Source organism: Novosphingobium sp. SL115 (genome assembly GCF_026672515.1).
Taxonomy (GTDB): domain Bacteria; phylum Pseudomonadota; class Alphaproteobacteria; order Sphingomonadales; family Sphingomonadaceae; genus Novosphingobium.
Genome location: NZ_JAPPRG010000002.1, coordinates 2749965 through 2769665, shown reverse-complemented (window position 1 = coordinate 2769665; position 19701 = coordinate 2749965). Strand labels below are relative to the sequence as shown.

At 62.8% G+C, this 19701-nt stretch carries 15 protein-coding genes and 1 riboswitch; of the genes, 7 read left to right on the top strand and 8 right to left on the bottom strand.

Annotated features, from left to right (window positions below; all coding sequences use genetic code 11):
- Positions 1-4: 4 nt before the first annotated feature.
- From OVA07_RS14845 to OVA07_RS14825, 5 genes are all read right to left on the bottom strand, one after another.
- Positions 5-2857, bottom strand: coding sequence for a 2-oxoglutarate dehydrogenase E1 component (locus tag OVA07_RS14845; protein WP_268172259.1), 2853 nt, complete (start codon positions 2855-2857; stop codon positions 5-7).
- Positions 2858-3092: 235 nt separating this feature from the next.
- Positions 3093-3983, bottom strand: coding sequence for a succinate--CoA ligase subunit alpha (sucD, locus tag OVA07_RS14840; RefSeq protein WP_268172258.1), 891 nt, complete (start codon positions 3981-3983; stop codon positions 3093-3095).
- Between the two features lie 136 nt (positions 3984-4119).
- Positions 4120-5082, bottom strand: coding sequence for a malate dehydrogenase (gene mdh, locus OVA07_RS14835; RefSeq protein ID WP_268172257.1), 963 nt, complete (start codon positions 5080-5082; stop codon positions 4120-4122).
- A 284-nt stretch (positions 5083-5366) separates the two neighbouring features.
- The gene (locus OVA07_RS14830; RefSeq protein ID WP_268172256.1) at positions 5367-5675 is read right to left on the bottom strand and encodes a hypothetical protein; all 309 of its coding nucleotides are present in this window, start codon (positions 5673-5675) and stop codon (positions 5367-5369) included.
- A 134-nt stretch (positions 5676-5809) separates the two neighbouring features.
- Entirely contained in the window at positions 5810-7042 is a 1233-nt protein-coding gene (locus tag OVA07_RS14825) for a cell wall hydrolase (RefSeq protein ID WP_268172255.1), read from the bottom strand.
- Between the two features lie 167 nt (positions 7043-7209).
- Positions 7210-7408, top strand: a riboswitch (cobalamin riboswitch).
- A gap of 109 nt (positions 7409-7517) precedes the next feature.
- Here OVA07_RS14825 and OVA07_RS14820 point away from each other — a divergent pair.
- The 4 genes from OVA07_RS14820 to OVA07_RS14805 all read left to right on the top strand — a co-directional run bounded on the left by OVA07_RS14820 (position 7518) and on the right by OVA07_RS14805 (position 12200).
- Positions 7518-9407, top strand: coding sequence for a TonB-dependent receptor plug domain-containing protein (locus tag OVA07_RS14820; protein WP_268172254.1), 1890 nt, complete (start codon positions 7518-7520; stop codon positions 9405-9407).
- A gap of 236 nt (positions 9408-9643) precedes the next feature.
- Entirely contained in the window at positions 9644-10510 is an 867-nt protein-coding gene (locus tag OVA07_RS14815) for an ABC transporter substrate-binding protein (RefSeq protein ID WP_268172253.1), read from the top strand.
- The gene (locus OVA07_RS14810) at positions 10507-11469 is read left to right on the top strand and encodes a FecCD family ABC transporter permease (protein WP_268172252.1); all 963 of its coding nucleotides are present in this window, start codon (positions 10507-10509) and stop codon (positions 11467-11469) included. Before OVA07_RS14815 ends, OVA07_RS14810 begins: the two co-directional genes overlap by 4 nt.
- The gene (locus OVA07_RS14805) at positions 11469-12200 is read left to right on the top strand and encodes an ABC transporter ATP-binding protein (RefSeq protein WP_268172251.1); all 732 of its coding nucleotides are present in this window, start codon (positions 11469-11471) and stop codon (positions 12198-12200) included. The genes OVA07_RS14810 and OVA07_RS14805 overlap by 1 nt, the downstream gene beginning before the upstream one ends.
- Positions 12201-12209: 9 nt before the next feature.
- Here the strand turns inward: OVA07_RS14805 and OVA07_RS14800 are convergent, their stop codons facing one another.
- Positions 12210-12407, bottom strand: coding sequence for a hypothetical protein (locus tag OVA07_RS14800; RefSeq protein WP_268172250.1), 198 nt, complete (start codon positions 12405-12407; stop codon positions 12210-12212).
- 264 nt (positions 12408-12671) lie between these two features.
- Between OVA07_RS14800 and uvrA the strand changes: the two genes are divergently transcribed.
- Positions 12672-15617, top strand: a complete 2946-nt coding sequence (gene uvrA / locus OVA07_RS14795; RefSeq protein WP_268172249.1) for an excinuclease ABC subunit UvrA — start codon at positions 12672-12674, stop codon at positions 15615-15617.
- A gap of 1258 nt (positions 15618-16875) precedes the next feature.
- Here the strand turns inward: uvrA and OVA07_RS14790 are convergent.
- Positions 16876-18090: an argininosuccinate synthase gene (locus OVA07_RS14790; RefSeq protein ID WP_268172248.1), complete on the bottom strand. Its 1215-nt coding sequence runs from the start codon at positions 18088-18090 to the stop codon at positions 16876-16878.
- Positions 18091-18478: 388 nt separating this feature from the next.
- Here OVA07_RS14790 and OVA07_RS14785 point away from each other — a divergent pair, with 388 nt between their 5' ends.
- Entirely contained in the window at positions 18479-18913 is a 435-nt protein-coding gene (locus OVA07_RS14785; RefSeq protein ID WP_268172247.1) for a hypothetical protein, read from the top strand.
- A complete protein-coding gene (locus tag OVA07_RS14780; protein WP_268172246.1) occupies positions 18898-19299 on the top strand; it encodes a hypothetical protein in 402 nt (133 codons plus the stop codon). The genes OVA07_RS14785 and OVA07_RS14780 overlap by 16 nt, the downstream gene beginning before the upstream one ends.
- Here the strand turns inward: OVA07_RS14780 and OVA07_RS14775 are convergent.
- Positions 19236-19697 (bottom strand): winged helix DNA-binding protein, encoded by a 462-nt coding sequence (locus tag OVA07_RS14775; RefSeq protein ID WP_268172245.1) that lies wholly within the window; start codon positions 19695-19697, stop codon positions 19236-19238. The genes OVA07_RS14780 and OVA07_RS14775 overlap by 64 nt on opposite strands.
- Positions 19698-19701 lie beyond the last annotated feature (4 nt).

Here is a 19701-nt window from a genome sequence, read left to right as displayed (position 1 = left end):
TGAGTCAGTTCTTCTTTTGGCGGCGGATTTCACCGCGCACCGAAAGGCCCAGCGCATCGGCGACCAGCGCGCCCTGTTCGCTGGCGTGGCGGCTGGCGAGACCCGTAGCAGGCGAAGCCGAGGCATGACGGCCCGCATAGCGCGCACGTCCGACCTTCGATTTCGCTGCCTTGAGCGATTCTTCGATCAGCGGTTCAACAAAGAACCACGAACCGTTGTTCTTCGGCTCTTCCTGACACCACACCACTTCTTCCAGATTGGGCATACGCGACAGGCGCAGCGCCAGCGGTTCGCCGGGGAAGGGGTAGAGCTGCTCAAGCCGGATGATCTGCGTATCGCTCATCTCTGCCGAATTGCGCGCTTCGATCAGGTCATAGGCGACCTTGCCCGAACACAGCACCACGCGCTTGGTATCCTTGTCGGACGCGCCATTGGTGTCCGACAGGATGCGCATGAAGTGGCCGTCGCCGATGAAGTCTGACGCCACCGACTTTGCCAGCGGATGGCGCAGCAGGCTCTTGGGCGTCATGATAATCAGCGGCTTGCGGAACGACCGGTGCATCTGACGGCGCAGAACGTGGAAGTAGTTCGCAGGCGTCGTGATGTTGCAGACCTGAATGTTGTCTTCGGCGCAAAGCTGAAGATAGCGTTCAAGACGCGCCGACGAGTGTTCCGGCCCCTGGCCTTCATATCCGTGCGGCAGCAGCATGACGAGGCCGTTGGCGCGCAGCCACTTGGCTTCGGATGCGGCGATATACTGGTCAATCACGATCTGCGCGCCATTGGCGAAATCGCCGAACTGGCCTTCCCACAGCACGAGGCTCTTGGGGTCGGCGCTGGCATAGCCGTATTCGAAGCCCAGCACGCCATATTCCGACAGGGTGCTGTCCAGCACTTCGAACGAACCGTGCGGCAGCGTCGTCAGCGGCACGTACTTGCGTTCGTCCTTCTGGTCGACCCACACGGCATGGCGCTGGCTGAACGTGCCGCGACCGCAGTCCTGCCCTGAAAGGCGCACGCCATAGCCTTCCATCACAAGGCTGCCAAAAGCGAGCGCTTCGCCAGTGGCCCAGTCAAAGCCCTGGCCGCTGGTGAACATGTCGCGCTTGGCGTCGATGACGCGGCCCAGCGTCTTGTGCACGGTCAGGTCTTCGGGAACGGTCGAAAGCGTGCGGCCCAGGCTATCGAACATCTTCTGGTCGATGCCGGTGGCCACGTTGCGGCGTGCCGTCACCGGATCGGCAGGCTTGTTCAGGCCTGACCAGCGACCGCCGAACCAGTCGGCTTCGTTGGCCTTGTAGCCCTTGGCCGCTTCGAATTCGGTTTCCAGCGTCGCGGTGAAGTGGCTTTCCACTTCGCCCTTGTGCGCGGCGTCGATCACCCCTTCGGCGACAAGCCGCTTGGAGTAGATGTCACTGACACCGGGATGCTGGCGGATTTTCGCATACATCAGCGGCTGCGTGAACGAAGGTTCGTCACCTTCGTTGTGGCCAAAGCGACGATAGCACCACATGTCCACCACGATATCGCGGCCGAACTTCTGGCGGTAATCGATCGCCATCTTGCAGGCAAAGGTCACCGCTTCTGGATCGTCACCGTTGACGTGCAGGATTGGTGCCTGAACGCCCTTGGCCACGTCCGAAGGATATGGCGAACCGCGCGAGAACTGCGGGCTGGTGGTGAAACCGATCTGGTTGTTGATGATGAAGTGGATGCAGCCACCGGTGTTGTAACCACGCACGCCCGACAGGCCGAAGCATTCCCACACAATGCCTTGTCCGGCAAAGGCGGCATCGCCGTGGATCAGGATCGGCAGAACCTGCTTGTGACGCGCATTTGGCCCCACATCGTCGCCGATATCGTCGCGGAACACCTGCTGCGCGCGCACTTTGCCCAGCACCACCGGATCGACCGTTTCAAGGTGCGACGGGTTGGGCACAAGGCTCATATGCACCTTGATGCCGTCGAAATCGCGGTCGGTGCTGGTGCCAAGGTGATACTTCACGTCGCCCGATCCGCCCACGTCCAGCGGGTTGGCTGTGCCGCCCGAAAATTCGTGGAAGATCACGCGATAGGGCTTGGCCATCACGTTGGCGAGCACGTTCAGACGGCCACGGTGGGCCATGCCGTAAACGATTTCGCGCACGCCAAGCTGGCCGCCGTACTTGATCAGCGCTTCCAGCGCCGGGATCATCGATTCCCCGCCATCAAGCCCGAAGCGCTTGGTGCCGACATACTTCTTGCCGAGGAACTTTTCGTACTGTTCCCCGCGCACCACCGCGGCAAGAATTGCCTTCTTGCCCGCCGGGGTAAAGTCGATCGACTTGTCCCCGCCTTCGATACGGTCCTGAATGAAGCGGCGTTCTTCAACGTCGGCGATGTGCATGTATTCAAAGCCGATGTGGCCGCAATAATTGGCGCGCAGGATCGCCACCAGCTCGTTCACCGTGGCCCATTCCAGCCCCAGCGCCCCGCCCAGATAGACCTTGCGGGTCATGTCCGCAGCGGTGAAGCCGTGGTATTCGGGCGAAATGTCGGCCGGCAGCTTCTGGCGGGCAAGGCCCAGCGGATCGAGATTGGCGGCCAGATGCCCGCGCACGCGATAGGTGCGGATCAGGGTCATCGCGCGGATCGAATCCAGCGCGGCCTGCTGCAACGCGGCCTCGTCAATCTGCACGCCACCCTTCTTGGCGGACTTCTGGATGGCGAGTTTCAGCGCCATCGGGTCCATCGCCTGGGTCAGGTCATCGCCTGCGGCAGCGTCGGTAATCGGCCAACGCTTGTTTTGCCACGAAGGACCGGCTTGCGGGCCTTCCTGTGCCGGGTCGACGTCGAATTCGTGCAGTTCAGAACCCATTTCAAACTCCTGGTCCCCCCGGGGAGGATGGGGGCTTCGGACAATCCTGCGGTCCCGCAAACCGGTGCGGAGCCGAAACTTCCCGCCGCAAGCGCATGTGAGCCTGCGAAAATTCCGTGTCGGTCGGCATCATCCGTCGCGTGTGTCGCAGCGGGCGCCTTACCGGGAAAACCTGAAGCATACGCCCGGCGGCCCCTTGGTAAAGGGGCCTAGCCGGGCAGTAGCATTTACGCGATCAGACGCGCTCTTTCAGAACTTCGGCCAGCGTTTCGCCCAGCAGCGAAGGCGAGGACGAAACCTTGATGCCAGCGGCTTCCATCGCGGCGATCTTGCTTTCGGCATCGCCCTTGCCGCCCGAAACGATCGCGCCGGCGTGGCCCATGCGGCGGCCCGGAGGCGCCGTGCGGCCCGCGATGAAGCCGGCCATCGGCTTCTTGCGCCCACGCTTGGCTTCGTCGATCAGGAACTGCGCTGCCATTTCTTCCGCATCGCCGCCGATTTCACCGATCATGATGATCGACTTGGTGGCGTCGTCGGCAAGGAACAGTTCCAGCACGTCGATGAAGTTGGTGCCGTTCACCGGGTCACCGCCGATGCCGACAGCGGTGGTCTGGCCAAGGCCGATGGCCGAGGTCTGGAACACCGCTTCATAGGTCAGCGTGCCCGAACGCGAAACCACGCCGACCGAACCTTCCTTGAAGATCGAACCGGGCATGATGCCGATCTTGCACTGGTTCGGCGTCAGCACGCCGGGGCAGTTGGGGCCGATCAGGCGGCTCTTCGAACCCGAAAGGGCGCGCTTTACCTTCACCATGTCCAGCACCGGAACGCCTTCGGTGATCGCTACGATCAGTTCCATCTCGGCGTCGATCGCTTCAAGGATGGCGTCAGCGCAACCCGAAGGCGGCACGTAGATGCACGATGCGGTGGCGCCGGTGGCAGCCTTGGCTTCATGCACGGTGTTGAACTGGGGCAGGCCGATGTGGTCGGTGCCGCCCTTGCCGGGGGTCACGCCGCCAACCATCTGGGTGCCGTAATCAAGTGCAGCCTGCGTGTGGAAGCTGCCGGTCTTGCCTGTCATCCCCTGGGTGATGACCTTGGTATTCTTGTCAACGAGAATGCTCATGTCGTTCCTTTCCGATGCTGCCTGCCGTTTTACCGGCAGGCTCGGCACTAGGTCGGTTTGGGCAAGTGGCCCCAGGGGAGGATGGGGCGCAACTCTTTATCAGGTCAGGCCAAGTGACCTGATGCGAGGTATCTGATTAAGCCAGCGAAGGATCAATGCCCTTACAGGCAACGAGCAATTCCTTGACCGCATCGACCGAAATCTGAAGGCCAGCCTTCGCGGCGTCGTCCAGTTCGATTTCGATAACCTTTTCAACGCCGTTTGCGCCGATCAGCACGGGCACACCAACGTATAGGCCGTCAACGCCATACTGGCCGTCAACATAGGCGGCGCAAGGCAGGATGCGCTTCTGGTCGTTGAGGTAGGCTTCGGCCATCGCGATGCCCGAGGCTGCAGGTGCATAGAACGCCGAACCGGTCTTGAGCAGGCCGACGATCTCGCCACCGCCCGAACGGGTGCGCTGCACGATGGCGTCGATGTTTTCCTGGCTGGACAGGCCCATCTTGACGAGATCGGGGACGGGGATGCCGTTGACGGTCGAATACTGCGTCACCGGAACCATGGTGTCACCGTGGCCGCCCAGAACGAAGGTGTTCACGTCGCGGATCGAAACACCGAATTCCCATGCAAGGAAGGTGCTGAAGCGGGCCGAATCGAGCACGCCAGCCATGCCGACAACCTTGTTGGCGGGCAGGCCGGAGAATTCGCGCAGTGCCCACACCATCGCATCGAGCGGGTTGGTGATGCAGATGACGAATGCGTCGGGTGCGTTGGCGGCAATGCCTTCGCCCACGGCCTTCATCACCTTCAGGTTGATGCCCAGCAGGTCGTCGCGGCTCATGCCGGGTTTGCGGGCGACACCGGCGGTAACGATGATGACGTCTGCGCCAGCGATGTCGGCATAGTCGTTGGTGCCGGTGATCTTGGCGTCAAAGCCTTCGACCGGGCCGCACTGCGACAGGTCAAGCGCCTTGCCCTGAGGCACGCCTTCGACCACGTCGAACAGGACGATGTCACCCAGTTCCTTCTGGGCGGCGAGGTGGGCCAGCGTGCCCCCGATATTGCCTGCGCCGATCAGCGCGATCTTCTTGCGTGCCATGCTCTACGGTCCTTTCCCGTTCGCGGGGACAAGCATACATACGCCAGCAGAGCTTTCGCCCAACTCTTCCCCGCGCCCCGCGAGCCAAGGAAGTTCTGGCAGAATGAATCGGCCCGTAGGCCCCCGCGCTTACGAATGCAACCGCGAAAAACGGCTAGTTTCCGGGTTTTTTAGATAACAGTTCGCAATAGCAATATGCTGTGTCCGAACCACGGTCAGGAATCAAAAAAAGCCCCGACGCAGCGCGTCGAAGCCTTTTGCAACCTTAGGATGAACGCTCGATGTCAGCGGTGCTTGCGCACCATGTCGCGGGCAAGGCGGCGGTCTAGCGTGCGGCAGACCTGCATCCAGAACTGCTGGCCGCTTTCATCGCCGCCGCGCTCGGCAATCAGGGCAGCGTCGCGGGCGCGCTCCGCAGCGGAAAAACCGTGCGCCGCAAACAGCCGCAAGGCCGAATCCAGCGCAGCGCTTTCCTGCGGCCATGATCCGCTCCACTCTTCGGCATTGTCATTCACCGCGCGCAAATGCCGCCCCAGAATCGGGCGGGCCATACACGGGGAAATAATGCCGTAACGGGGGGCAAATCGCAGCATGAGGTGTCACATCTCCTTGGCGGCCTCCAAGCCGCGCTCCACAGCCTGCGTCTTACGCCGCGCAAGCTAAGGTTGTGTGTGACGACACGGTAAAGGCCGCGGTAATCATCTGATGCGAAATCAGGTGCAGACTACTATGCGCCGGGTTGGGCGATCCAGCGGCCTGCGTTTTCATATTGGGGCAGAACCGTGCCGCTGCGCTGTAACGGGACAGGGGCGGCATCGGACTTACCATCCATCACCGATCGAGCCGGGCCTGCGCCCGCATTTGCAGCCGGAGCCATGTGCGGCGCTATCGGCAGGCTTGCAGGCAAAGGTCCGGCACTACCCGCCGCCACCGCTGCCATACGCCCTTCCTCGAACGCCTTTTCCAGCGCAAGCGGATCGGCGATGTCAGCAGGGGCTGGCGTCCACGAACGCGGGTGCGGCGCGGCAATCGGTTCCCCTCCGGCATAGCGCGCGGTAAAGGCCATCGGCTTTCCGGCCTTGCCGGCCCAGCGATAGAATCGATGCGCGCCGATGGTGCCAAGGAAGTTCAGGCTGTCAGCCCAATAGGGGTGGACCGCAGTGGTGTGGTAATGGGTGGCAAGCCCGACCGGGGCATAGACATATCCCGCCAGCGCATCTGCCGCCACACGCCGCGCCCGGTCCCAGAACGCGCGCATCGGCTTGCGCGCCAGCGATCCGTCACAGGCGAACGAGAATTGGCACGATGGCCGTTCAGATCCCTGATAGACCACGCCGCAAACCGTGTTCGGCCATGCCGGATGCGCCACGCGGTTCAGCACCACTTGCGCCACCGCGCGCTGGCCTGCGTCCGGTTCGCTGGCCGCTTCGTAATAGATCGCCGTGGTCAGGCATTGCAGCGCGCGCCACTGGTCTTCGCTGGTGCCAGTGGCCACAATCGGGCGGGCAAGTCCGCCTGCTTCGGCAGGCGACGCCACGGCATCGTCGCGCTGGCCTTCCCAAGCCTTGTCAGCATCAGCAGGCGCTACCAGCCCGGTGTTCTCGGCTTCCAGCCAGTAAAACGCAGATCCGGGGAAGTTGTCGCTCCCCCGTTCGAAGGGCTGCAATCCTGCGCGGCGTTCCTGCGCTGAAGCAGGGTGAATGCCGCCCGGTTCGCCCCAGCCCAATGGCCCCAGCAACATTCCCAGCGCGCCAAACATCGCCACACCCGCCGCCCGCTGGCGCAGCATCGACGGCGCGCGCAGCGTGCGCCGGATCGAGCGCATGTCGCGCCGCCGGATACGCCCGGTAAAATCGCGCGGCCTCACCTCGGTCCCGCAAGGCACGGCCATGCTCCCCTCCGTCACCGCAAAAGCAGCATCGGGCAGCACGATCGGCTTATAGGCTATTTCGAGCGGCATGACGAAACGGGGTACATCCTGTAAATCCGCAATTGCGCTACGCTTAAGCAGGCCTGCCCGCATCTGCGCATTTGCGCCTGTCCCGATGCGGCACATCCCCCTTCGATCCGGTTAATTGTCACAAAGTCCCAAGCCCGCCTTGCGGTGCAGCATAGTTGGCGCTAGGGGGCGCGGCGACGCCAACGGTGCCCGGTTCGTCCGGGCTAAGAGGGAAGCCGGTTCAAATCCGGCGCTGCCCCCGCAACTGTAACCGGATAGCGTGTCGCCCATTGATGCCACTGGTGCCGGATTGATCCCGGCATTGGGAAGGCGGGCGCCGCGCGATGACCCGGAAGCCAGGAAACCTGCCGAGGGTTGTCGTTCCGCGGCCGGGCGGGGTGAACCGGGCGCACGCGAAGAGGCGCGCCAATTGCATGGCCCAGCGCTCCTCCCGCCATGAACGGCATTTTCCGTTCGTGGGCCGGGAGTCCAATTTGTGAAGAAGTATCTGCTTTCCGTGTCCGCGCTTGCTGTCGCATGCCCCGCTCTGGCGCAAAGCCCGGACGATGTAGTCTTTGCCGACACGATCCGCCCCGACGCCATCACCGTCATTGCCACTGGCAGCGAAACGCTCGTCAGCCGCCTCGGCCAGCCCGTCACGGTTATCACCGCTGATGAAATCCAGTCGGTTCAGGGGCCTGATCTGACCCGTGTGCTTGAACGCATTCCCGGCCTCACGCTCACCCGCAATGGCAGCCTTGGCGGCTTTACCGGCGTTCGCCTGCGCGGCGCGGATGCCGAACAGGTGCTGGTACTGATCGATGGCGTGCGCGTTGAAGACGTCTCGGCCCCGTCGGGCGGATTCGATTTCGGCACGCTCACCTCCGGCGGCGTTGAACGGATCGACGTGCTGCGCGGCTCCAACTCGGTGGTTTGGGGCAGCGCGGCCATCGGCGGCGTGATCGCCATCCAGTCGCGCGAGCTGAACGGCGTCGAAGCCAGCGCCGAATATGGCGCGAACGATACCGCCACCGCTGATGCCGCCGCAGGTCTTTCGACTGATCGAGCCGCCATCACCCTCAACGGTGGCTACACCCGTACCGATGGCATTTCCGCCGCCGCCGTCGGCACTGAACCCGATGGCTTCCGCCAGTGGCGCGTGGGCGGCAAGGGCCGCCTCAACCTGACCGGCAGCCTCGCCGTGGTCGCCACCGCGCGCTATGCTGACAGCCGAACCGATATCGATGGCTTCGGTCCGCCTACCTATTTCGATTTTGGGGACACGCCCGAATATCAGACTACCCGTCAGGCATCGGGCCGCGTCGGCCTGCGTTATGCGTCCGATGCGCTCACGCTCAACACCGGCTTTGCCCTGTCCGATACCAAGCGCGACTACTTCGATCCCACCTTCGGCACCGCGCCATCCTACGGCTACCAGGGGCGCTCTGAGCGGGTCGATCTGACCGGACGGTTCAGCCTGCCCGCCAATTTCACGCTCGATTTCGGCGGCGATAGCGAATGGACTCGTTTTTCCAGCACGTTCGATGCCGAAGCGAAAGCCAACCTGACCAGCGGCCACGCTCTGCTGGGCTGGAGCACTGACCGTGCCAGCCTCGCAGCCGGCGTCCGCGTCGACGATCACAGCCGTTTCGGCACAGCATGGACGTTCGGTGCCAATGGCGCTCTGTCGCTGACCGACAATCTGCGCGCACGCGCTTCCTATGGCGAAGGCTTCAAGGCCCCGACGCTGTATCAGTTGCTGTCCGATTACGGCAACGCAAACCTCGTGGCCGAACGCAGCAAAAGCTATGACGCGGGTCTTGAATGGGGCACCCGCAACGGTCCGCTTCACGCATCGGCCACGCTGTTCCGCCGCGATAGCCGCAATCTGATCGCGTTCGTTTCGTGCGCCAGCGCGGGCCGCTGCGCCGACCGCCCGTTCGGCCTTTACGATAACGTCGCCAAGGCTCGTGCCGAAGGCGTCGAGGTGGAACTGGGCGCAAGCCCCACGCAAAACCTGCACTTTCAGGCGGCCTATGCCTTTATCAAGGCGCGCAATCTCACCGCAGGCACCGCCAACTTCGGCAAGGATCTGGCGCGTCGCCCACGCCATGCACTGACCCTGTCGGGTGACTGGACAACGCCGCTGGGTGGCATCATCCTTGGCGCTGATCTTCGCCTTGTGGGTGACAGCTATGACAACGCCGCCAATACCACACGCCTTGATGGCTATGCGCTCACCACCGTTCGCGCCAGCCTGCCGGTGACGGAACGGGTCGAACTCTATGGCCGCGTCGAAAACCTGTTCGATGTGAACTATCAGACGGTTGCCACCTACGGCACGCTTGGTCGGGCTGGCTTCGTCGGCATCCGCGCTCGCTACTGATGTCTGGCCCCCGCCTCTCGCGCCCCCGCGAAGGCGGGGGCCTCCATCGGTCAAGACAAGCCGCTGCACCCTTGTCCCGCACGTTGCGGGATCGGGCGGGGGAGGGTCTGTTCCCCCCGAAAACCCCCTTCGCCAAAACGGCCCTCCCCCTCCTTTGCACTCTCCTTGTTTGCTCGGCGGCGCTGCACGGTTGCATCCCGCAATCGCGCGCGGCCCAGAACGTGCCGGAACAGGATGTGTCCCGTTCCGGCCCTACGCTCGTCAGCCTAAACCCCTGCAGCGACGCCATCCTTGCCCAAGTTGCTGACCCGGCACAGATTCTTGCCATATCGCACTACAGCAAGGACGCGCGCTCATCCTCGATGCACCCTGCGCTTGCCAGTCGTCTGCCATCCACGCGCGGCACCATCGAAGAAGTGCTGGCCCTGCGCCCCGATGTCGTCATTGGCAGCACATTCATCGATCCGGCTAGTGCCAGTGCCTATCACCGGCTGGGCCTGCGGCTGGAAACCGTCGGCATGGCGAGCACCATTGCAGACAGCCATGCCCAGATTCGCCAGATCGCTGCGCTTGCCGGGCATCCCGAACGCGGCGAAGCGCTGATCGCGCGTATTGATGCCGTGCTGGCAGCCACCGCTGCACCGCCCGGCACGCAACCTGTCGCTGCAGTGGTCTGGCAGTCGGGCGGCATGGTCCCCGGCGACCAGACCTTGATTGCCGATCTTCTGCGCCACACGGGCTTTGCCAATTTCGCCGCAGCACGCGGGTTCGGGCAGGCAGACCTGCTTTCGCTGGAAAAGATGCTGGCCGATCCGCCCGCCGTCATTTTCGTGGCTGGGCAAACCGGCGAAACCGGCCAGTCATCCGTCGCGGGTGGCGATGACCGCGTGTTGTCACATCCTGCACTGGATGCCCTGAAACACACCCACCGCGTCACGCTCGATCCCAAACTGCTGTTTTGCGGCGGTCCAACCATTGCCGCTGCTGCGCAAAGACTGTCCCAAATTCGCCGATTCCTTCCCGAACCGGGGAAGGGAACCTCCGGCATGGTCGTGGAGTGGCACTCACCATCCGCCACTGTCACTCGCAGGTCGGTGCGATGACCCGGCTCGTCACATTGCTTCTCGTCGCCTTGGTACTGGCTTTGCCGCTGTCGTTGCTTGCCGGGCAGGTGTGGATCGATCCATTTGGTCCTCCCGTGCCCAACGCCACCGCCATCCTGATGGAACTGCGCCTGCCGCGTGCTATCCTTGCCGTCATCCTTGGGGCAGGACTGGGGACGGCGGGCGCAGCCATGCAGGGTTATCTGCGCAATCCTCTGGCCGATCCCGGCCTGTTTGGCATTGCACCCTCTGCCGCATTGGGCGCTGTCCTGTCGTTCTACACCGGTTATTCGGCCCAAGTGCTGTTGCTGCCCGCATTCGCACTGTTCGGCGCAGGCGGGGCCATGGCGCTACTCGCGCTGATTGCCGGGCGCAGCGGCGGCATTGCCCTTTTCACACTGGCAGGCATGATGATCGCCAGCCTTGCAGGTGCGCTCACCAGCCTTGCCATCAGCTTGTCACCCAATCCCTTTGCCCTGTCGGAAATCGTCGCATGGCTGATGGGCGCGCTGGAAAATCGTGGCTGGGCTGAAGTGCGTCTTGTCGCTCCGCTCACCGCGCTGGGGTTGGTCGCTCTGTGGCGCTGTGGGCCAGCATTGGATGCCCTGGCATTGGGAGAAGCCGCTGCCCGTTCGCTCGGCTTTGATCCTGCCCGTCTGCTGGCGCTGATAATCGCAGGCATCGGCCTGATCGTCGGGTCAGGCGTCGCCGTTGCAGGGATGATCGGCTTTGTCGGACTGATGGTGCCGCACTTCGTCCGCCCGTTCACCGATCAGCGCCCTTCGGCTACGTTGCTGCCATCGGCACTGGGGGGGGCGCTGCTCCTGCTGGTGGCCGACTGTCTGTGTCGCGTCCTGCCGCTGGCTGGCGGAGAACTGCGCCTCGGCATTGCCCTCAGCCTTGCCGGTGCTCCGTTCTTCCTGCGGCTCCTGCTCAAGATGCGCCGGGAACTCGCCTGATGCTCGAAGCCCTCGGCCTTACCATTCCCAACCGCCTGCACGACGTCACCGTGCAATTGCGTCGTGGCCGGGTCACCGCCATCTGCGGTCCCAATGGCGCGGGTAAATCCACGCTGCTGGCAGCTTTTGCAGGCCTGATCGCACCGGCGGCAGGCACGGTAACGCTGGACAGCCTTCCCTTGCCGACGCTGGCCGCGCAGGATCGCGCTCGCCGCATCGGCTATCTGCCGCAATCGGCAGAAGTGGCATGGAACCTTTCGGTTCGCACCCTCGTCGCGCTTGGCCGTCTGCCACATAACACCAGCCGTGCCGAAAATACCCGTGCAGTCGATGATGCGATTGCCACCGTCAGCCTGGAAGCCTTGGCCCACCGCGCCTTGTCCACCCTGTCCGGCGGAGAACGCGCGCGCGCCCTGCTGGCCCGCGTGCTTGCCACCCAGCCGCAGTGGATTCTGGCCGACGAACCGCTGGCTGCACTCGATCTTGCCCATCAGCAATCCTTGGCCGCGCAGTTGGGTACGCTGTCCAATCAGGGCAGGGGGGTGGTCCTCGTCGTCCATGATCTTGCGCTGGCGATGAACCGGGCCGATCACGTCATCGTGCTGGATCAGGGGCGTGTTGTCGCCAGTGGTGCGCCGGAAGCGGCCTTGTCGCAGGACATCATTGGCAAAGTGTGGGGCCTTGGCACCCGCTGGCTGGGCGAACCCGGCCACAGGGCATTGGCGATCTAGCGACTAGCCTCAGGCCTTCACGCCATCCTCGTGGCAGTGCTCGGTCATCGCAGCGGCAAAGGCGGCGGCGAAATTGGCGGCAAAGCGTTCGCGCATGGCCAGCGAAATGGCCGGACGTTCCGCCGTCCCGCCACTCCGCGCAGATACGCTGCTGCAGAACAGGCTCTGCGCAGGTTGCGGAAGGTGGGCAGGAACGTCGATAACCATCGAACCAAAATCGCTTTCACTGCTGCGTTGCACAAGGCTGTAGCAAACTTTCGACACAGGAAATTGTATGCATTCGACATTGTTTGCCACGTAATTGGTGTGGTGGCGCACATTCGATGTTGTCGGCCGCTCCGGTCGTTCGCCCAACTGGCCATATTGCGCTGCGCCATCGCGCTACCCACATGTTTGCCAGTTCGCAAGCGGCGTTGCAGCGCTGTTCAAACGAACTTGCCTGAATCGAACAAATCTGGAACACCGCCGCGCATGTCTCTTTCCAAAATCTCCGTCCGTGGCGCTCGTGAACACAATCTCAAGGGCATCGACGTCGATCTCCCGCGTGACGCCCTCGTGGTCATCACCGGCCTGTCCGGCTCCGGCAAATCCAGCCTCGCGTTTGACACGATCTATGCCGAAGGCCAGCGCCGCTATGTGGAATCGCTGTCGGCCTATGCGCGCCAGTTCCTTGAAATGATGCAAAAGCCCGATGTCGAACACATCGACGGCCTGTCACCCGCCATTTCGATCGAACAGAAGACCACCAGCCGCAACCCGCGCTCCACCGTCGCCACGGTGACCGAGATTTACGATTACATGCGCCTGCTCTGGGCGCGCATCGGCATTCCCTATTCCCCCGCCACCGGCCTGCCCATCGCCGCGCAGACCGTCAGCCAGATGGTTGACCGCGTGATGGCCCTGCCCGAAGGCACGCGCGCCTATCTGCTCGCGCCTGCCGTGCGTGGCCGCAAGGGGGAATACCGCCGCGAATTGGCCGAATGGCAAAAGGCCGGCTACACCCGCGTCCGCATCAATGGCGAAATGATGGCCATTGAAGACGCGCCCGCGCTCGACAAAAAGCTCAAGCACGACATCGAAGTGGTGGTTGACCGCATCGCCGTGCGCGACGGCATCCAGACCCGCCTTGCCGACAGCTTCGAACAGGCCCTCAAACTGGCCGACGGCCTCGCCTATATCGACCTTGCCGACACTACGGTCGAAGCGCTCGGCGCCCCCGCGCACGCGGGGGCCTCAGCCAGCAGTGCCGAACCTCAAGAGGTTCCCGCCGCCAGGAAGTCCGGCATGAAGAAAACCGGCCTTCCCGCCAACCGCATCGTCTTTTCCGAAAAGTTCGCCTGCCCGGTCAGCGGCTTCACCATCGACGCGCTCGAACCGCGCCTGTTCTCGTTCAACGCACCGCAGGGTGCTTGCCCCGCCTGCGATGGCCTTGGCGAAAAGCTGCTGTTCGATCCGCAGCTCGTCGTGCCCAACGAAAACCTCAGCCTGAAACAGGGCGCCATCGTCCCCTGGGCCAAGAGCAATCCGCCGTCGCCCTATTACATGCAGGTTCTCGCCAGCCTCGCCGGGCACTTCGGCTTCGCGCTCGAAACCCCGTGGGATCAGCTGCCGGGCGAGGTGAAGCTGGTCATCCTCTATGGCACCGGCGGCAAGGCCGTCCCGCTCACCTTTATCGATGGCAAGAAGTCCTACACCGTTCAAAAGGCGTTCGAAGGCGTGATCGGCAATCTCAACCGCCGCATGCTGCAAACCGAATCCGCGTGGATGCGTGAAGAACTGTCCAAGTTCCAGACCGCGCAACCGTGCGAAACCTGCGAAGGCAAACGCCTCAAACCCGAAGCGCTCAGCGTCAAGGTTGCAGGCGCCGACATTTCCTCGATCACCCGCCTGTCCGTCGCCGCCGCGGTCGAATGGTATGGCACCCTCGATGAAAAGCTCACCAGCCAGCAATCGCAGATCGCCCGCGCCATCCTCAAGGAAATCAACGAACGCCTCGGCTTCCTCAACAACGTCGGGCTGGATTACCTCAACCTTGATCGCACATCGGGCACCTTGTCCGGCGGTGAATCGCAACGCATCCGCCTCGCCAGCCAGATCGGCTCCGGCCTCTCCGGCGTGCTCTATGTGCTGGATGAACCCTCCATCGGCCTGCACCAGCGCGATAATGATCGCCTGCTTGAAACGCTCAAACGCCTGCGCGATCTGGGCAATACCGTCATCGTCGTGGAACATGACGAAGACGCCATCCGCACGGCGGACCATGTGGTCGATCTTGGGCCAGGCGCGGGCGTCCACGGCGGCGAAATCGTCGCGCAGGGCACGCTTGACGATATTCTGAACAATCCCAACAGCCTTACCGGCCAATACCTTACCGGCGCGCGCCGCATCGAAGTGCCCGCGCACCGCCGCCCCGGCAACGGCCTGTTCATCGGCGTGGAAGGCGCGCGCGCCAACAACCTGCGCAATGTCAGCGCCAAGATCCCGCTGGGCACCTTCACCTGCATCACCGGCGTTTCCGGCTCCGGCAAGTCCAGCTTCACCATTGATACGCTCCACGCAGTCGCCGCCCGCACGCTTAACGGCGCGCGCGTGATCGCAGGCGCGCATGATCGCGTCACCGGGCTGGAACATTGCGACAAGGTGATCGAGATCGACCAGTCGCCCATCGGCCGCACCCCGCGATCGAACCCCGCCACCTACACCGGCGCCTTCACCCTGATCCGTGACTGGTTCGCTGGCCTGCCTGAAAGCGCCGCGCGCGGTTACAAGGCCGGACGGTTCAGCTTCAACGTAAAGGGTGGTCGCTGCGAAAAGTGCCAGGGCGACGGTCTTATCAAGATCGAAATGCACTTCCTGCCAGACGTTTACGTGACGTGTGAGGAATGCGAAGGCAAACGCTACAACCGCGAAACGCTGGAGGTGAAGTTCAAGGGCCACTCCATCGCCGACGTGCTGGACATGACGATCGAGGACGCCGAAGAATTCTTCAAGGCCGTCCCCCCCATCCGTGACCGGATGCACATGCTCAACGAAGTGGGCCTCGGCTACGTCAAGGTCGGCCAGCAGGCGACCACCCTGTCAGGGGGCGAGGCACAGCGCGTCAAACTCGCCAAGGAACTCGCCCGCCGCTCCACCGGCCAAACGCTTTATATCCTGGACGAACCCACCACAGGCCTGCACTTCGAAGATGTCCGCAAACTCCTCGAAGTCCTCCACCGTCTGGTCGAACAGGGCAACAGCGTGGTCGTGATCGAACACAACCTTGACGTCATCAAGACAGCCGACTGGATCATCGACCTCGGCCCCGAAGGCGGCGTACGCGGCGGCGAAATCGTCGCCGAAGGCACGCCCGAACAGGTGGCAAAGAACCCCCGCAGCTTTACGGGGCAATACATGGCGCCGTTGCTGAAACGCTAAAAGGCAAGTGTATGGAAACCCAACCTTTCGCCCTCGATGGGGAAGGGGAATGTGATCTGCGACCATAATGGAAACATATTCGCGTATCCAACACGCTTTCCTACATCTCCCGAACCGGCTTAAGAATTCCTGTTTTGTTCTAACAGGAGGGCGTCATGCCGCACCGGTCCGATCCTCACGGTTCTCATTCCTCGTCCGCCAGCCCTTTTGGACGCGGTTGGATTCCTGCCAGCCGGGATATTGGTCTGCGATCAGGCGACATTGGCAGCGGCGATGATCTCGACTGGGCGGCGTGGGTGCAGCAGGCGCAACGCCTGACGGAAGACGCTGATATTCGGCTCCCGCAGGCGGGAGGGGTCAGGGGAGGGCCTGTTGCCTTCGCCGCACACGCAGAGCCGGGAACGGAACAGCCTCGCCCCCAGCCGCACCCGCCCACGGGTGGCATCGTGTTCACCCCGCCGCGCATCGCGCAGTTCCTTGAAGCGCTCAGCCGGGAAGGCAATGTCCGCTTTGCCGCGCAGGCTGCCGGGGTGTCGGCGCAGACCGCCTATGTCCGCCGCCGCCGCGACCGCGCCTTTGCCGCCGGGTGGGAGGCGGCGCTCATCATCGCGCGCGAAGCCACCGAACAGGTGCTGGCCACCCGCGCCATCCACGGCATCACCGAAACCATCTGGTTCCGGGGTGAGGTCGTGGGGGAGCGCCAGCGCTTCGACACGCGGCTGCTGCTCGCCCATCTCGCCCGGCTTGATGTCCGCGCAGACCGTGCTGCGCCGCATGTGCACGATCTGGTCAGCCGGTTCGACGCCATGCTGGCCGACCTCTCGGACGGAGTGGAGCCTGCCAGCGCCGCCGATCTGCCCGATCCGGCGCGCGATGCCTTTGTCGCGCGCTCGATGGACGCGGCAGAGCGCGCCTATCTGCGCGATTGTCCCGAACCGGTGGCTCTGGACGGCGCGCTGGCATCCGACGCCGAATGGGACGCATGGGAAGCCGCGCTTGCCACTGCCCGCGACGATGCGTTCCATGCCGCCCATGCGCAATGGGCCGCCGCACCGGGCGTGGAATACAAATCCGCCGCCCCGCCGGCCATGCGTTCACTGGACTGTGTAAACCCTGTAAACCCCGGCCCAGATCGGCAACGCGAGGGCCGGCAAAACGGGGAACGGCAAAACGGGGAAGAGCGCAGCAAAAAGGGGCCGGCATCGCTGCCAGCCCCCGCTTGTTCGCCCGAACCTTTCGGGCCGATATCCGGTGCGGATCAGCGGCCCTGTTGTGCCAGCAGCCGCAACCGCAGCGCGTTCAGCTTGATAAAGCCTGCCGCGTCCTTCTGGTCATATGCGCCCGCATCGTCTTCAAACGTCACGTGGCGTTCGGAATACAGGCTGTCGGGCGACTGGCGGCCCACCACCCACGCGCTGCCCTTGTACAGCTTCAGCCGCACGGTGCCGTTCACGCGGGCCTGCGAATGATCGATCGCGGCCTGCAGCATTTCGCGTTCGGGCGCGAACCAGAAGCCATTGTAGATCAGCTCGGCATACTTGGGCATCAGCTCGTCCTTGAGGTGCGCGGCACCCCGGTCCAGCGTGATGCTTTCAATGCCGCGATGGGCGCGGGCATAGATTTCGCCACCCGGCGTTTCATACATCCCGCGGCTCTTCATGCCGACAAAGCGGTTTTCGACAAGGTCCAGACGTCCAATGCCATGCTTGCGGCCCAGATCGTTGAGCGCGGCGAGCAGGGTGGCGGGCGACATCGCCTGACCGTTCAGCGCGACGCCATCGCCGCGCTGGAAATCGATGGTGATGTATTCGGGCTGATCGGGCGCGTCTTCCGGGTTGACGGTGCGCGAATAGACATAGTCCGGGGTTTCCTGCCACGGATCTTCCAGCACCTTGCCTTCGGACGAAGTGTGCAGCAGGTTGGCGTCGGTGCTGAACGGGCTTTCGCCGCGCTTGTCCTTGGGCACCGGAATCTGGTGCGCTTCGGCCCAGGCGATCAGCGCGGTGCGGCTGGTCAGATCCCACTCGCGCCACGGAGCGATGACCTTGATGCCGGGTTCAAGCGCATAGGCCGACAGTTCAAACCGAACCTGATCGTTGCCCTTGCCGGTGGCGCCGTGTGACACGGCATCGGCCCCGGTTTCGCGCGCAATTTCGATCAGACGCTTGGAGATCAGCGGGCGGGCGATGGAGGTGCCCAGCAGATAATCGCCTTCGTAGCGTGCATTGGCGCGCATCATCGGGAAGACGAAATCGCGCACGAATTCTTCGCGCAGATCATCGATATAGATGTTCTGATCGGGCACGCCCATCAGCTTGGCCTTGGCCCGCGCAGGCTCCAGTTCCTCACCTTGACCAAGATCCGCCGTGAAAGTCACGACTTCGCAATTGTAGGTGACCTGCAGCCACTTGAGGATGACGGAGGTGTCGAGGCCGCCGGAATAGGCGAGAACGACCTTCTTGATATCGGACATGAGCGCTGCGACTCCCGTGAATTACGCGCCGCGCGCCTAACAGGCGAGGTCCAACATCGCAACCTTTTGCCGCTTTCTGGCCAAGGCGTGATGTGCCTGTCTGCCCGTGTGGCGGGCATCGCGCGTCCAGCTGGTGGTGGATGGGCTTGTCGGGCCGAAAACCAAGGCCATGATCGGTGATTTCCAGGCCAACGTGGTGAGGTTGCGACCGGCGGATTCGCGCGTTGACCCCAATGGCCGCACGCTGGCGGCTCTGAACACGGCACAGTCCGAAGGCATCTGGACGCGTCAGTCAACCAGGCCTGCCCTTGCGCCCGGAACGTCGGGAGCAACGCCGGGAACGAGAGCAGTGGCCGGTTTGTCCGCCATCGAACAATAGCGGCCGACAATGTTGCGGGCGCAGTTGCAGGAGCGCCCTGCCACAACACCGGTGCAGGATTTCCTTGGCTATCTTGCCGAAAACGAAATTCAGACGCTGAAAATGATCCTTAACGGCCAAGGCGCGGTGCAATACGCGGTCGAGGCGATGATGGGCATCAACAACGCGCTGCAAGTGGGCTTCAAATCCGGCGATTATATCGTGACGATCCTGACCAGCCGTGCGGTGGGGCTGGATGCCGCGCGGGACATCATGCGGTCATGGGGCGCGACCACGAAAGTCGTGCTGGCGCTCAAATCATTGGGCAATATTGCGCTGGTGGTGCAGGTGTTGGCGACGGAGGTTGTGGTGATAGCCCATTTCCGGGCAGGCCGGTTTGGCCCCGGATTTTCCGAATTCTATGCCACGCCATGGGCGCGGCGTGCCCGGTGGGCGGCTTCCTGAACGCGATGCAGGAAATGCTCTATGCCGCAAACCCTGCGGCAGCAAACGATCCGTGCTTTGCCGCCGCGTTCCGTTATCTGCTGGCGATCGATCCGATTGGCGCGGGCAAGACGGCCATCGACACGATTGTCACGTTCACCGACCTGACAGGGCGCGGCCTGTTCGGCGGGCAGATCAAGGGCACCGAAGTTGACGATCTCATCAACCTGATGCGCGCCAGCCCGATGAGATTCTGGGTCGAGATTGGCGAAACGACGGGTAACTGGATGGGCGATAAGTTCGGGACTGGTGGTGTCGGAACGTGCTATCGTGAAGGATTATTTTACCGCGGCAACAGCGGGCTTGTCATCCGTTTATCCATCGCCTGCAAGATTTGCCGCATATGAGATAGTCCCGCTTCGGTAAGTGTTACGAAGCTGCGTCGCTTGTCGCTGTTGTCTGGCTTGCGCTCTATCATGCCTGCCTTTTCAAGGCTCCATAGCCATCTTAGCGCGGTGGTTGCGGGAACTTGTCCGGCCAATGTTGCGTCCGTTACAGAAATAAACTTATTTTCAGAATACGATATGAACATATCTAAAAGAATATCCCAAGCCGGGTCATGGAACATACCCGGTGATGGAAAATTGCTTTCTCGATCGCGACGGGAAAGGTAAAGTTTCTTCGCAAATATGCCCAAATCATAATCAGAATTACACGACTTATGGGGCGATATAATTGACGATGAAGTGATAAATTCTCGGATTTCTCGAATTTCATTGCCAATTGATGATATTTCAAGGATCAATTTC